This window comes from Asticcacaulis sp. AC466 (genome assembly GCF_000495815.1).
Lineage (GTDB): Bacteria > Pseudomonadota > Alphaproteobacteria > Caulobacterales > Caulobacteraceae > Asticcacaulis.
In genome coordinates this window covers 1-13,603 of the sequence record NZ_AWGE01000002.1, presented here as the reverse complement: position 1 = coordinate 13,603, position 13,603 = coordinate 1, and the positions used below count along the sequence as shown (strand labels likewise).

General features: G+C 57.7%; 15 protein-coding genes. All 15 read right to left on the bottom strand.

Translation table 11 applies throughout. The features are described from left to right. The coding region (locus AEAC466_RS0122025) for a phage tail tube protein (RefSeq protein WP_031238230.1) at positions 1–253 on the bottom strand (253 nt) is incomplete at its 3' end. Positions 254–278: 25 nt separating this feature from the next. Next, the gene (locus AEAC466_RS27125) at positions 279–860 is read right to left on the bottom strand and encodes a hypothetical protein (RefSeq protein ID WP_023456886.1); all 582 of its coding nucleotides are present in this window, start codon (positions 858–860) and stop codon (positions 279–281) included. After that, positions 857–1,435, bottom strand: a complete 579-nt coding sequence (locus AEAC466_RS27120) for a phage tail protein (RefSeq protein WP_023456885.1) — start codon at positions 1,433–1,435, stop codon at positions 857–859. The genes AEAC466_RS27125 and AEAC466_RS27120 overlap by 4 nt, the downstream gene beginning before the upstream one ends. Further along, complete coding sequence (locus tag AEAC466_RS27115; protein WP_023456884.1) at positions 1,435–1,833, bottom strand: hypothetical protein; 399 nt, start codon at positions 1,831–1,833, stop codon at positions 1,435–1,437. Before AEAC466_RS27115 ends, AEAC466_RS27120 begins: the two co-directional genes overlap by 1 nt. Then, a complete protein-coding gene (locus AEAC466_RS27110; RefSeq protein WP_023456883.1) occupies positions 1,833–2,072 on the bottom strand; it encodes a hypothetical protein in 240 nt (79 codons plus the stop codon). Before AEAC466_RS27110 ends, AEAC466_RS27115 begins: the two co-directional genes overlap by 1 nt. Positions 2,073–2,097: 25 nt before the next feature. Next, positions 2,098–2,586: a hypothetical protein gene (locus AEAC466_RS27105; protein WP_023456882.1), complete on the bottom strand. Its 489-nt coding sequence runs from the start codon at positions 2,584–2,586 to the stop codon at positions 2,098–2,100. A 58-nt stretch (positions 2,587–2,644) separates the two neighbouring features. Continuing rightward, a complete protein-coding gene (locus tag AEAC466_RS27100) occupies positions 2,645–3,721 on the bottom strand; it encodes a major capsid protein (protein WP_023456881.1) in 1,077 nt (358 codons plus the stop codon). Positions 3,722–3,749: 28 nt separating this feature from the next. Next, positions 3,750–4,220, bottom strand: a complete 471-nt coding sequence (locus tag AEAC466_RS27095; protein WP_023456880.1) for a hypothetical protein — start codon at positions 4,218–4,220, stop codon at positions 3,750–3,752. A gap of 27 nt (positions 4,221–4,247) precedes the next feature. Further along, complete coding sequence (locus AEAC466_RS43595; RefSeq protein WP_023456879.1) at positions 4,248–5,588, bottom strand: S49 family peptidase; 1,341 nt, start codon at positions 5,586–5,588, stop codon at positions 4,248–4,250. Continuing rightward, positions 5,585–7,315: a phage portal protein gene (locus AEAC466_RS27085; RefSeq protein ID WP_023456878.1), complete on the bottom strand. Its 1,731-nt coding sequence runs from the start codon at positions 7,313–7,315 to the stop codon at positions 5,585–5,587. Before AEAC466_RS27085 ends, AEAC466_RS43595 begins: the two co-directional genes overlap by 4 nt. Continuing rightward, entirely contained in the window at positions 7,312–7,554 is a 243-nt protein-coding gene (gene gpW / locus AEAC466_RS27080) for a gpW family head-tail joining protein (RefSeq protein ID WP_081714531.1), read from the bottom strand. Before gpW ends, AEAC466_RS27085 begins: the two co-directional genes overlap by 4 nt. Before the next feature lie 101 nt (positions 7,555–7,655). Further along, positions 7,656–10,928 (bottom strand): terminase gpA endonuclease subunit, encoded by a 3,273-nt coding sequence (locus tag AEAC466_RS44070; protein ID WP_081714530.1) that lies wholly within the window; start codon positions 10,926–10,928, stop codon positions 7,656–7,658. Next, positions 10,925–11,701: a hypothetical protein gene (locus AEAC466_RS27070; RefSeq protein WP_023456875.1), complete on the bottom strand. Its 777-nt coding sequence runs from the start codon at positions 11,699–11,701 to the stop codon at positions 10,925–10,927. The genes AEAC466_RS44070 and AEAC466_RS27070 overlap by 4 nt, the downstream gene beginning before the upstream one ends. Beyond that, positions 11,701–11,913, bottom strand: coding sequence for a helix-turn-helix transcriptional regulator (locus AEAC466_RS27065; protein ID WP_023456874.1), 213 nt, complete (start codon positions 11,911–11,913; stop codon positions 11,701–11,703). The genes AEAC466_RS27070 and AEAC466_RS27065 overlap by 1 nt, the downstream gene beginning before the upstream one ends. Before the next feature lie 297 nt (positions 11,914–12,210). After that, positions 12,211–13,416 (bottom strand): tyrosine-type recombinase/integrase, encoded by a 1,206-nt coding sequence (locus AEAC466_RS27060; RefSeq protein ID WP_023456873.1) that lies wholly within the window; start codon positions 13,414–13,416, stop codon positions 12,211–12,213. Positions 13,417–13,603 lie beyond the last annotated feature (187 nt).

The following is a 13,603-nucleotide window of genomic DNA, read 5'->3' as shown; positions in this document are numbered from 1 at the left end:
CGTTTTCCTGGTTGACGTTATCGGTTTCGGTCGTGCCCGTCATAGTCGTCGACGTGGTGATCGAGTCGTCCTTTTCCTTCACACCATGGTCGCTATCGAAATGCTCAAGTTTCTCGATAGCCGTGCTGAAACTGAGATTCGTGGTGTTGCCGAGATAGCGACGAGCCTCAGGAATCTGGGTTCCGCTCTTGAACCGAGCGAAATAGACTTCGCCCGACCCGTAGGTATGCTGCTTTGTTTGATTGACTGCCATTTGACACTCCTTAAGGGATTTTCACTTATAACGTGAGATTTGGAACAGCGAAAGGCTTTTCCTGGTCCTCGACGAGGGTTAGCGTCAGGGTGAGCCAGAAAAAGGCCTGGCTAGAGTTCACACCGTCTGCGGGTCGGACGATCGGTGACCCGATCGCCATCTTGAAAACGCACGGTTCCTGGTAGCCGAGACCGAACAAGTTCCGCCCCCGCGACAGCGCACCATCGAGTTTTCGCTCGGTTTCTGCGGCCAGTGCTTTGACTACCTCTGCCGCCAAAACGTGCGCGGGATCGGTCGGATTTTCCTTGTCGTCCTTGACGAAGCCCTGAATGAGCAAGTCCCATTCGCCCACTCGGTCCTGGCCACCGTCCGGCGCCAGCAAAGCGTCGAGGGCGCGAGGATGTTCCAGAACACTGACCATAGGCAGCGGATCGGAGTCGCCAAACAGCTCGCGACCACGGAAGACCTTTGCGGTGACTGTCGCCTGACCATTGATCGTCTCGATCTTGTCAGCGAGGTCATTTATGTAGCCGTTCGTCGGGGTTACCGTTTTGATTGTCGCGCAGACGGCCTTAAGAACGCGCAGTCGAAAAGGCTCGAGGCTCATTTGAACACCTCGGCATCCATGATGCGGTTGAACTCGGTTTCCAGGTATTCGGCTGCTGCCGGCGCAACGTCGTCGCGCACTACCCTGAACACCTGATCTATCGAGGGTCCGTAGATCAGCCAGAGCTTATCCGTGAGGCGAATTGGCTTATAGGCACCGGCCGGCTTGCCACCATCGGTGCGAACGGCCAGGAGCCGGTTCTGCTGATTGGTCCCGCCTTTGAAGATGAATGAGCGCTTGATAAACCGGGCCACTCCCGGTTTGACTGCCACCGCAACACCCTTTCCCTTGCTCACATGTGTAATAAAGCGGGCGAGCGAGGTGGGCCGGTCACGGCCACGGATGACAGCGGTTAGATCGCGGCCGCGTGCGTACTTCGTCACCTTAAGACGTTCGTCCAGGTACGACGCCTTGAAGTCGACCTGGTTTCGCATGAGCCTGCTGGCTTGGGTGCGCGTGCGATCAGCCGTCTTATTGATAGCTGCGACCGCCGCCTGACGCTGTGTCTCGGGAATATGATCCAGGTCGTCGAGCAGACCGCTCAGTCCTTCTACGGCAACGATATTGATTTCCATCACATCGCCTCCGGAACAGGCAGCCCAAGCACCTCATCGGCAGTCAAAGGCTCGACTTCGGCAATGATCCACTCGTCATCGCGCGGCCTTGTAACCGCGATCTGGTAGGCCTCGCCCGGCTCTACCGAAATGACGACGTTCGGAAGCAGTCTCAGGTTCTTCGATTCCAACTCCAACCGGTCAAAGATCAAGCGCGGCTGCGTATCCTCGCGCTGCGCCCATCCCTCGCCAGTCGGTGAATTTCCCACCAAGTTCATTTCCCGCTTATGGTGCGGCCCGCGGATGGTGATCGCGATACCGGATGTCGCCGTCACACTGGCAAGCAGCAACGCCGGGACGCCCATCACGAGATGAACGTCCCGCCGCATCTTGCGCTTAGCTTGGCGCCAGTTGACCATTACTTGGTAGCCGCTTCCGGCTTGGCAGGTTCAGCCGCCTTGGACGGACCGGTCGGCTTATCGTCAGACGAGGCCTTGCGGACCGAACCCAGGGCTTCCAATTCGTCGAACTGTGTCTTGGACAATTCGATTACGCCGTCGGCGGCCGTCGCCGTAACTTCCACGCGGTTGTCACCCGTCCCCGTGATGTATTCAATAGTATGTTGGCCGGTGACAACGGCTTTCACTGTTTCGCTCATTTGCTAGTCCTTTTGAGTGCGTTGCTTAAGTGAGCAGGTCTTCGTCGGCGGCTGCCGGCGCAGTCGGGACGCCACGGGCTGCACGGATCGCAGCAACGAAGCCTGCTTTATTGGTGGCGGTGCCGAGGTCGATTTGTTCCGCCTCAGCAAGGGCCTTCAACTGGGCGTTCGTCATCAATCCCAAGCCGTCGTCACCACGGTCGGTGTCGTTGGGATTGATCTCGGCGGCGGGCGCGTGATCCAGATCGGGGTCGGCAACGCCAGTCGCCGTCTCGACGGCAACCGTTTGCGGAGCTTCCGAGACTTCCGGGTGACCGTTGGCGACCGGTTGATCCGCCAGAACAAGGCCCGTCGTACGTTGATGAAGGGCGAACTCTTCTTCGGTGAGTTCGCGGATTGCCCTGTGCTTCGTGAACAGAGCTTCGTCGGTGCCCGTCGGAAAGACGAAGCTGCCGGGTTCGTAGGATGTGCCGCCGTACGAAACGCGGTTGACGGCAATATATGGTTTGGACATGGTGAAATTCCTCTTTGGGCGGTGACGGGCGACGGCCAAAACCGCCGCCCTATTCGGATCAGGCCAGGACGGTTGCCTTGTAGGTTGCGTTCGGGTTGATCGGGACGAAGATCGGAGCGGACTCGATCGACAGGTTTTCGACCTTCACGCGCTCGCCCGTTTCGAAGTTCTTGGGGAACATGGGCAAGGCCTGATATTCAGCATCCTTGTCGACGATCATGCCGTAGCACTCGTAGCCGTTGATCGACTGTGGGCTGGCCGTGGCAATGATGGCGTTGTTTGCCAGGTAGCGCGTTTGCGTGCCCTTGACGGTGTAGGTCTCGTTATTGACCCACAGTTCAATGCGGTGGCCAGAGGCGCCGCCGACAAAGAGTTCACCGAACTTGTAGATCTTGTCGGTGGATGCCAGCCCCCGGTCGACCGTATGAACGCCACCCTTGATGGTCAGGTCCATATGCGCCAGGATTTCATCGTTTTGACGAACGACCGAAGCAACGCCGCCGCCCATGGTGATACGGTCGATCAGGCCGCCGAAAGCCGCATTGTTCACCGTATCCATGATGTTCTGGATATGGCCGAGCACGGACACGCCGGAATCGCCCCAGCGGCTACCGGAACCGAGAACTTCGGTTTGACCGGGGGCGCGTTGGAAGTCGACGACGACCGACGTGCCGTCCTTGTAGGTACAGGTGACCGCGGCGTCGATGACGGCACGAGCGCGCATCCATTCCCAACGGCGTTCGACGGCAAGCTGCATCTCGTTCATCATATTGAGCTTGATGAGCGCGAGCCGTTGCATCGGCGTCAATTGCGACGGCTGGACCGTCGAAGCGTCGATACCGGGCTGGTAGGTCAGCGGACGCAGCGGGTCAACCGCATCTTCCACGACCACGTTGGCCGGCTTAAAGCGATAGCCCGTAACCTTGTCGGTGAAGACGCCTTCACCGCGGCCCATCGGTTTAACGAAGGGCGCCAGTTCGCGCGACCGGATAGGCAGCTTTTCGAAGTCGATCCATTCGCTAGTAGAGCGCATGGCATTGGTGAAGAACTGCCCGAAGTACCAGTTTTCCGGCCGCGAGTCGCGGAAAACGCCGAGCAGTTGGCGTGTTTGCCAGAGTTCATAGGGATTAGCCATTATGTGAGTTTCCCGTTAAAAGTGAAAGTTAGGACGCATTTCCGCCGAGGCGGGAGCGGAACAGGAGGCTCGGCTTGCCGATCACACCTTGCCAGGTCGTCTTCTTGGCAAGAGTATCGAACGAAGCATCCCAGATGAGCGGACTGTCGGTGCCGGCGTCATCGGACCCGGCGTTGTAGCAACCGGTCAGCCAGACTTCGCCGTACTTGGTGGTGTTCGACGTGCCGGATGTCGCGCCATGGGCCATTACGCCGATAGGGACAATAGCGCTGGCCAATGTGGCGTTGTATGTGGCCTTGACCAGTTTGCCGGTGCTGTCGAGACCAACAACGGTAAACTGAGCCAGCGTCTGGTTGTCTGCCAGGAGCAGACGAACGGGTTCCTGAATGCGCGGCTCGGCACCGGCAACCAGGTTCGAATCGATGATCGTGTCCAGGGTTTCAAACGCCGGGACACCGCGAACATCGGCATTCTTATAAGAGGAATTGATGGTAGCCATGAGACTTGGTCCTTCCGTGCTGGCTGATTACTTCTTAGTCGCGTAGCCCTTGAGGCCGACAGCGGAGGCCAGAGCGAGAATGCTCTTCGGATCGCTCAGCGAAGATGCGTTCTCGTCACCCCCGCCACCCGTCCCAACATTGGGATTCTCGGAGTTGCTCATGGCGCTTTCCATCATGCCGGCCGGCGCACCCGCGCCTGCGGGCTTCTCGTCGGCTGTGGCGACGGGCTTTTCTTCATCGAAGTCAGCCAGGAATGCCGTGGCAGCTTCGACCGACATGTCGGTCTTAAGGGCCGTCGAAAGGGCGGCCTTCGGACGGGCCTTCGCCACGTCGGTTGCCAGAATCCCGTTGATGCGCGTACGTTCGGCCGTCGCGCCTTCCTTCAAACCGGCAGCATGGCCTTCGGCCTTGCCAGCAGTCACGCCGTCGGCACGGGCAGTGGCGACAGCTTCATCGAGTTGGGCCTGAGTGATATCGGCCATGGTCTCATCTCCTTCATTGAGGTTAAGGCTGGCCGTGAAATCAGCCAGGGCGTCATCGAACGCGCCGATTGCATCGGCCAGTCCGACTGACAGGGATTCAGGGGCGCCGTAGGTCAGCGCTTCGGTGTCCCGAACCGCCTTCTCGTCGAGCCCCCGATTTCGGGCTACGGTCTGAACAAAGATGCCGTAGAGATCGTTGATGCGTGCCTGGATGCGCGCCTTTACGTCGTCGGACAGCGCCTCGTAGGCGTTGCCATCGACCTTGTGTTTGCCGGCGTAGATGAAGGTGACGACCCAGCCGAACTCCTTCATCATCTGCGAAATATCGACGTGTGAGGTGACTACGCCGATGGAGCCTACGCCGCCTGTACGCGTGACGGTGATGCGGTCGGCCACGCTGATCGTAGCGTACGCCGCGCTGTAGGCGCTCTCACTGGCAAAGCCTTCGATCGGCTTTTTGCCGCGCATGGCGAACATCTTGTCCACCATCTCAAAGCAGCCTGCGACCATGCCGCCCGGGCTATCGACCACGAGGGCAATACCCTTGACATTCAGGTCGCCCATGCCGCGCTCAAAGGCCCGCCAGATATAGTCGTATCCTGTGGCGTAGCTGCTGAACTGGTACGGGAAGTCATGCAGAAGCACGCCCTTGACCGGGATTTGCAAAACACCGTCCTTGACGACATAGGGACGGATGAACCGCATCCAGCGGTCATCGTCCGCACCCCACCAATCGGAGTCGTCGGCCCGGGCCGCCATCTTTTCTTCGATCTCAGGCAGGGCTGCGGCCAGGCGCGTCATGCACATTTCGAACTGCGCACGACCGGACGCCGAGATGATCGCCGGCTGATGGTCTTGGAATGCCGCCACATAACGGTTGGTCATGAGCGGCTCTCCATAATGTCAGCTACGATTTGCTCGATCATCGCGCGATCAAGCGCCGCCGAGGTCGCGCCGCGCTTGGCCGGGGAACCGCTCAGCGCGTTCTGCATGTCCTGATTGGCAGTTGGTTGCAGATCGATACCGGCCTTGGCATAGGCCGCTTCTTCGCGTGAAATCTGGCGCAACTCACGGCGCCAATCCGATCCGTAAAGGCGTGCGATGACACGCTCACGGGTGCCGATCTTATTGTTCAGTGCGAGCACATAGGCCTGAATTTCCTTAAGCGGATCGATCAGACCTGCACCAGCACCCAGCCAGTCGCACGACGTATACGCCTCGCGGTTCAGCCCATCGTAATAGGCGGGCACATTCTTGCGCTTCAGACATTCCAGCGAATTCTGGTTGATCGCTTCTTCGAGCCACAGGCCGTAAAGGAAGTTGGCGTAACCGTCGGCCACCTTCTTCTTGCGGGAGGCCATGTGCTTTTCGGTCTCGCCGCGAGACGCGCGAGCCGACGAATAATTGGTGTTGGTATAGTCCCGCGATAGCTGTTCGTAGGAGACACCGAGAACCGAAGCGACATAGCGCAGGGCCGACATCTCGAACTTGTCACCGGCTGGCGAATCCGCGCCGGGGTTCTTGAGGTTCAATTTTACGCCGGCCGGCAGGATCGGAATCTTCGCGCCATTGATATCGAGGTTCTTTGCGCCGCCAACGAAGTCCTGCATCATGTTCAGGAACTGCATCTGGTAGTCGATGACGGGGTTTCCGGTGCCCTGGTTGCCACCGAGGAGCGTGAACACGTCACCGTCAGGCAATTCGCTTTCGATCGAGGCGGCGTAGGTGGCCGCCAGGACGGCGCGCTGAAGTTCGACCTTGCGGAACGACTTCAGCATCTTCATTTCCTGCAATGCCGCGACCATCGACGACACACCGCGCGACTGCTCGGCGCGTATCTGATCGAAAATATGAAGAACCTGAGGACGGCCCCATGGCTTCCGCGCCATGACGCGGCGCCACTGATAATATCCGGGCAGCGCGTAATCCATCGGATCGCCCATGCGGATATGGTAGGCTATGGGCTCGCCATCCTGATTCTGTTCGACACCCCCGCGAATGCGGCGCTTATTCGTCCAGGTGTTGGGTGGATCACACAAACGGGCGGTATCGACCATCTGCACCGCCGTGCGGTACGGTCTGCCGTCGTTCGGTTTCCACTCTGCGGTCGCGAGAACTTCACCGGACGCCAGAGCCAGAGCAACGGCTAGTCTGACCTGATCGGTCAGCGTCTTCGTCCCCTGCGCATCCGACCAGTTGAAGGCGCTCTCGGCCCACAGCATGAACTTGGTTTCGACTTCCTCCTGGAACTCTTCTTCCCAGATGTCGTCGTCCTTGCCCCACAACACCTTGGTCATGGGCTTGGCATTCAGCAGGTAGATTGAGCCGACGATATTGTCCTGGTGCAGCGTGCGGCCGCCGGCAACATAGGCGTCGTTGCGGAGCATATCGAGCACGCGCGAGTCGAGCACTTCCTTGTCAGGAAGGATATCCGCGTCCGCCGACTGGATAGGCGGCTGCCATAAGGCAAGCTGATCGAAACCGCTCGCTCCCTCGTAAGCGCCACCCCCCGCCATGACCGCCGACGTGGCGGGGAGCGACTGTGCTTGAGGCACCGGCAGGGATGAGACCGGCCCGCTCAGCAGTTCGGAAAGTTCGGCATCAAAACTCATCTGAACACCGGTCGAATAGGTCCGGTGCGGGTTGTGAGACTTGAGCCTGCGATTTGCGCCCGCAGCTCCGCAATATACCCCTTGAGGCGGCTCGCATTGGCGACGGTATAGCTAACGCTTTCGCCCGATTGATCCTGGACCCGCACGACCTGAGCGCCGGTCATCAGCGCGTGATAGGCGTTCTCAGCTTCGTTAAGCCGAGCTTTAAGCTTATTCAGATCGTCAACGCTAAGCGTCATAAAATCCACGGACCCGTTTTGGAGAAACACGGGAGAGTTATGGCAGATTTTACAACAGTTTCAAGTTTTATGTGACTTTCACGTCACAGTGGAAAGTCGGGTCACGCTAGATTGCCGCCAAGTTCCGCGAAGGAGACTGTCTTTTTGACATGTTCGAGGGCTCGCTGTTCGGCGCGACCTTCGGACCAGACGAGCGGATTTTTGTCCCACACATCAGCCCATGAGGGCGGGTCTTCCCACGCGATGTGTTGATATCGAATGACCAGCCACGGTGCCGCGTTTGGCGACAAGTCACGCGGACGCACCAACAGACCGAGCGCGTAATACAGCAAGTCCCAGGCTTCGTTCCGACGGCTGCCGATCTTCTGCCAGCCCTGGTCAGTTCGAACCTCGTTGGTCAACTGATTGTAGAACCACGCCGGCATCCATGTCGGGAAGCGTATTGCACCACCGCCTTCTGAATTGTCGTCTTCGCGGATGCGGCGCAGCATGAGGTTGCTGGCCATGTCTTTCAGTATCCACGGGTTCAGTTCCAGCACCGGAACATCGCCCAGGGCGGCCGCAAATTTCTTGGTGCCCTGATTGTTGTCCGGCCAGAGCACGCGCGTGGACGGCGTGGTTTCATCCGGCTTATCGGGTTTTGCTGCATCGACCTTGCCGCCCTTACCGCCCTTCCCCTTGATCAGGACAAACTTGCGATGGAGACCGTCTTGCCGTTCTTTCAGCCGGCGCCAAAAAGCGTAGGCGTTGGGGGTTGTGCCCTCGGCGCCACCGCTATCGCAGCCAGTCAGATAGATGCCCATCCGACGCCCGCTACCGTCGGACAGAGGATAGGTCCGCATCATGATCTCATCAATCAGCACATCCCAATCGAGGGCAAACGCCTGAGGATCGATTCGAAGCGTGCGCCCCTCTTCGTCCTTGCGCGTTGAGAAAATGATTTTATCGCTGTCGATGATGGTGATGTTGCCTTGCGCGTCGACACCATGAACCTGAAATACAAACGACGCATTGCCGCGTGCCTGTACGTCCACGGTCGCAACGAGGAACCGCACCCAGGGCGGCACCGAACGACATTCCTCGCTCGCGCCCCAGTCTTCAGCCTTGGCCATCAGGATTTCGGGCGAGCGATCCGAGATCATCGCCTTGGGCAAGTATGGCTCACCGTGGTCGGTGTTGACGGTCTTTTTCAGAGCCGTCTCGATGCCCAGTTCGTCATATTCCTTCTGCGCGGTCAGCCATGTCGTCACCATCTTGCTCCAATCCTGGAAGGCAGCCGCAGGGCCTTTCAACCAGAAGGAGGCGATGTTTGATCGGACAAGTTTGCAGCGGGGATCAAGGATGAATTCATTCTTCGGCGGCAGCCATAACTGCCCCTCCTTGACCCAACGCCCGCCGCTGTTCAGATGGTCCTTCATATCCATCGTGTGCGGATAGCCGCAGATGGGGCAAACCAGGGTGACCTGCTCAGCCGCGTCCATCGGATCGTGATAGACCTGTTTAGGCTCGTGCTTACCGGGGAAATCGAACAGCTTGAACGAAGGCTCAAAGGCGCCTGAGCACTGTTCGCATTTCCAATTCCAGCGCCGGCGGTCACCGCGATTATAGAGCTTCAATATCCCTTCGGTGGGCGGTGCCTCGTGCGGGGTGCGCGGCGTCCACTTTGGATCGGATATGTCAAAGCCGGGAGAGGATTCCGCGACCGTCATGCCGAAGCGCATAAAGGTTTCCGCCCGCTTCATGAGCAGATCGTAGGGATTCCCTTCCTTATCGACATCCTGAATAATCCGGTCGAAGTCGAGCGCCCAATGGCGAGGAAAAGTCTTACCGGACAGATTGTCGATCGTCGGCCAGATGAATAGCCACTGCATACCTGACAAGAATTCTTTGTCGAAAACGTTGTCGTTCTTCCGACCGGGAATCAGCATGTTCCGAACGTCATGGGAACGACGTAGGAACTTGGCGAGGTCACCTTTCGACCAGTTGCGGACCTCGTGTTGCGCACTGCCCAGGATCAGATAGTCGGCCGGATCAACCTTGGCCCCGTAGGCGAGCCAATTGGGCAGCATCACTGAGTTGTGCGTCGGCACCATTTGCGTGCCAGCAAGGAATAGGTGGTCGTTCGCCGCAACTTGAATGCATCGAACTGGACGCGACTCCACCGGCTCGATGTTTCGTATCCAGCGACGATTGATCTGCGACGGCTTAGCCACGCCGCGCGCTACGAGTGGCGCGATTTGACGTGGCAGCGAGAAACAGTCTTCTGGAGAAAGCGGGGTAAAACGGATACGGTATGAAGGCTTAACGTAAATCCGTTCACTATTCTTCGTGTAGAAAGCGTCCTTTACGTCATATCCGTGTTTCACGCCTAATGAGACTAACAACTCCCGCACATCGTCAAACAGATCGGGAAACGAAGTGGAAAATTCAGCGGAAGCATTAGCCTTGTGCGCGTGACCATCTGTATCCATCAGGCCTTGTAGAAGCGCAATACGTTGCTCTACTGATGCTCGAAGATACTCATGCGGAATACGCTTACCCTTGCCTTTTGCGCCGAGTCCCTGGTCAATTAAAACAGATCTGAGACTTCTGCCGCGAATGCCCTTTACTCGGATTTCGGCGATAGTGCGATCAAGAACAAATTCAATTGAGCAGCGATAACCGGCCGACGTGATGCGACGTACGATATGTGGCGCGTCATCCAGGTTTATAGATAAAACGCCTGAATGATTGGCCCCATCCCCTAGCCATACGCCAAACGTGTATGGGTCAATTGGCAGCGTTTTGGCGGGTGTCTGTAAAGATTGCTGCATCGGTATCGCGTAGCGACAACGATACTTGACACCACCTTTAGCAATTCGCCAGGTTTCCGCCAATTGTCGAGTATTTAGGATTTTTTCCTTGTGACCCCTCTTGGCACCGTAGATATCATGTACAAACCAGTCATGATCTGCATCAGCGACAATATCCGTCCCATCATCAAAAACCACGCGATAGCAATCGCGGTTTTCCATAATAGGTGATACGGCAGTCACCCCAGTGGGCAACCCATTCGCTCCAAAGACAGTATCGCCAGGGCGCAGGGTGCCCATAGTGGTCCAGCCCTCCGGCGTGGCGATAGGTGTATCGATATCCAGAGCTTTCCCGCACCTTGCCGGGCCGGCGAAGACCATTCCCTGAAACTCTAGTGAGGTCAGTTCCTCTTGCGGTTCATTGCAGTATGGGGTGAGGGCGCTTGACCAATGCCCGCGGTGCTTACCCGACGGCTGCACCACATGGTACGTCTCGCCCGCCTGCACCACCGACATGTGACCGGCGGGTCTGGCGGCTTCGAAGGCCAATGCCCGCATCTGGTCAAAGAACTGGAAACTCACTCGGCCTCCACCAGGTCGTCACCGGCTATCTCAGCCTCATTTTCCAGGTCCTCGATGTCGCCCGCATACGACCTCATCCGAGGCTCGTTCGGTTTGGCTACCATCAATTCGAAGATTTCGTTTTGAAGCTCCCGGACAAAACCCTGAAAGGCGTTGTACTGCTCGGTAGACATAGACGCCACGCCGGGAAGTCGCTCCACCCACAACTTCAAGGCCTCGTTGATCGTCTTGGCCGTTTCACCGAAAACCTTCTGGCACTGAACGGTATGCCAAAGGTCACCCGCTTCATACTTCACCTTCATCTTCACGCGCTCAGCTTCCCAGAACGCTTTGTTGATGAACGGCGGCAGGGTTGCAGGCGACTGGCTCTTGATCCAGGCTGCGATGTGTTTCGTGCTCGGCGTGGCTAGGTAGTTGATGGCGTCCCTAAGATCGTACAACGGCGTGCGCTCGCCGTTCCGGTTGATCGAACCATAGCCTGCGATAGGACAATTCTTGAGTAGTCCGACGACCCGCCTAGGCTCCCGGCCCAGCAATGTCGCGATATTGGTGAGCGTCATGGACCGCTTGAGCATATCAATGGGCGGCGCACCAGGCTCTCTAAGGCGGTCGGCCAGTGCTTCATGCTCATCAACGTACGTCGGCTCGGACGCCCTCGCACCGCCTAATAGCCTGCGCTGCTCGGCCAGTCGATCACGCCTGGCAGTGGGTAACTCGCGGGTCGGCTTTACTGGGGCCGGACTGCCGCTCAACAGGTCTTCGATATCATCCATCAGGCCAGCAGATCCTCAAGATCGTCGGCCGAGGCACCACCGATTTTTTTAGCCCACCATGCGTCAATATCGCGCTCGCGCCACACGACTTTGCGGGTGCTCAACGCCACCTGCTTCGGAAAAAGACCCTCGCTTATGAGACGATATATGGACGGACGACTATAGCCCGTTCGGGTCTGCACTTCTTTGATTGTTAAAACTGCTTCAGACATCCCAAGCCTCGGTAAGACAACTTGAGACACCATAGCAATGCAATTTAAATTTGACAATCACTTTAAACGTGATTTATATAAACGTATGGCCCGCTCACCCCGAGGCCAAAGGCTGTAAAAATATCGGGGAGTTGAACAACGCCGCCCGACCGTCGTGTACCTCGGACCTAAGTGATCATAGGGAAAGAAGCGCGGCGGTCATTGCATCTTAGTGAGGCGCGTCCCTTTGAAGGCTCAGGCTTAGCGGATTAGTCCGCACTGACGAGGGAGCATCACCCTGCGCGACCTCACATTATGCTAACTCAACAAATCTGAAAGGTCGTCCTCCTCACCACCGGACAATCCTTTCGATTTCACGCCGTCCAGGTAGTCGTTCCACCACCGCATCATAGCGATCCGTTGGGTGAGATATTCCGCCGAATTATAGGCCGCGCGAACGTCGTCCCCATCATTATGAGCCAACTGCATTTCAACCCAATCCTCGTTCCATAGCCCACTCTCATTGAGGATGGTCGACGCCGTGCGCCGCATCCCGTGAACCGTGGCGCGGCGATGGTAGCCCATGCGATATAACGCGAAGAGCAGCGTGTTCTCGCTCATAGGACCGTCGATGCCGGGCGCAAGCAGATTACTGCCTTTGCCGTGCGCTCTCATCCTGCCCAGAAGGGCTTGAACTTGTGGCGGCAACGGCACCAGATGCTCCCGATTCATCTTCATGCGCTCCGGGGGTATGCGCCACAGGTCGCCTTCGATTTCGGGCCAGGTGGCGAACCGCACCTCTATGGTCCGCACGAATGTTCGCAGGACAAATTCTAGAGCGAGTGGTGTGAGTGGATCTCCGTCGTACCGGCTGAGACGGGCGAAAAATTCCGGCAGATCAGAAGGCTTGAACATCTTGCGGTGTTCGACCCTCGGCTTAGGCTTCAAAACATCTACGACATAAGTGGCCGGGTTCGCCGCAATGTACCCCTCGGCCACGGCGAGCCGGAAGACGCGGTTGATGTTCTGGTTGATGCGGCGCGCGGCGTCCAGGGCGCCCCGCTTCTCAACCGCCCGAACCACGCCGACCAGTTCCGTCGCCTGTATCTGATCAAGCGGCTTTCCCCCGATCGCCGGGAATACGTCATCTTCAAACCGTTGCGCCACGCGTATCTGGTGATCAGGTTTCCAGCGGGCAACCATGTTCGATTGCCATCGCAAGGCCATCTCCCGGAATAGCGGTGTGCGGGTAGTGACCGCCGGCATGGGCGACACCGTGCCGGGGTCAACGCCGGCCTTTAGTGTTGCCCGGGCTTGGTCGCGGCGAGCACGGGCATCTTCAAGAGACACGTCGGGATAAACACCAAACGCCAGTGTCTTCTGCTTGCCAGAAAAACGGTAAGCCATCCGCCATAATTTGGAGCCGGTCGGCTGAATCAGGAGGTAAAGCCCCTTCTCATCCGACTTTTTATACGGCCTGTCGTCAGGCTTGAGTCGGCGGCAGGCGAGGTCTGTTAGCGGCAATGTGTTGGTATCCTGAGGCTAAATTGCCGTTGTAGATACCACGATACCATCAAAATACCAACAGGTGCTATGAGCTTCTACGAGTTCTGGTGAGACAACCCGAGACAGTGATACCGACAAATTTTCAATCGTTTCAGTGCCTTATAATACAATCCGAGACAATCTGAGACTGTCTAAGACAAACGGC

Coding starts and splice junctions, on each gene's coding strand:
- AEAC466_RS27115 (WP_023456884.1), bottom strand. CDS start 1,833: ATGGTCAACTGGCGCCAAGCTAAGCGCAAGATGCGGCGGGACGTTCAT.
- AEAC466_RS27105 (WP_023456882.1), bottom strand. CDS start 2,586: ATGTCCAAACCATATATTGCCGTCAACCGCGTTTCGTACGGCGGCACA.
- AEAC466_RS27100 (WP_023456881.1), bottom strand. CDS start 3,721: ATGGCTAATCCCTATGAACTCTGGCAAACACGCCAACTGCTCGGCGTT.
- AEAC466_RS27120 (WP_023456885.1), bottom strand. CDS start 1,435: ATGGAAATCAATATCGTTGCCGTAGAAGGACTGAGCGGTCTGCTCGAC.
- AEAC466_RS27085 (WP_023456878.1), bottom strand. CDS start 7,315: ATGAGTTTTGATGCCGAACTTTCCGAACTGCTGAGCGGGCCGGTCTCA.
- AEAC466_RS43595 (WP_023456879.1), bottom strand. CDS start 5,588: ATGACCAACCGTTATGTGGCGGCATTCCAAGACCATCAGCCGGCGATC.
- AEAC466_RS27125 (WP_023456886.1), bottom strand. CDS start 860: ATGAGCCTCGAGCCTTTTCGACTGCGCGTTCTTAAGGCCGTCTGCGCG.
- AEAC466_RS27070 (WP_023456875.1), bottom strand. CDS start 11,701: ATGGATGATATCGAAGACCTGTTGAGCGGCAGTCCGGCCCCAGTAAAG.
- AEAC466_RS27095 (WP_023456880.1), bottom strand. CDS start 4,220: ATGGCTACCATCAATTCCTCTTATAAGAATGCCGATGTTCGCGGTGTC.
- AEAC466_RS27065 (WP_023456874.1), bottom strand. CDS start 11,913: ATGTCTGAAGCAGTTTTAACAATCAAAGAAGTGCAGACCCGAACGGGC.
- gpW (WP_081714531.1), bottom strand. CDS start 7,554: ATGACGCTTAGCGTTGACGATCTGAATAAGCTTAAAGCTCGGCTTAAC.
- AEAC466_RS27110 (WP_023456883.1), bottom strand. CDS start 2,072: ATGAGCGAAACAGTGAAAGCCGTTGTCACCGGCCAACATACTATTGAA.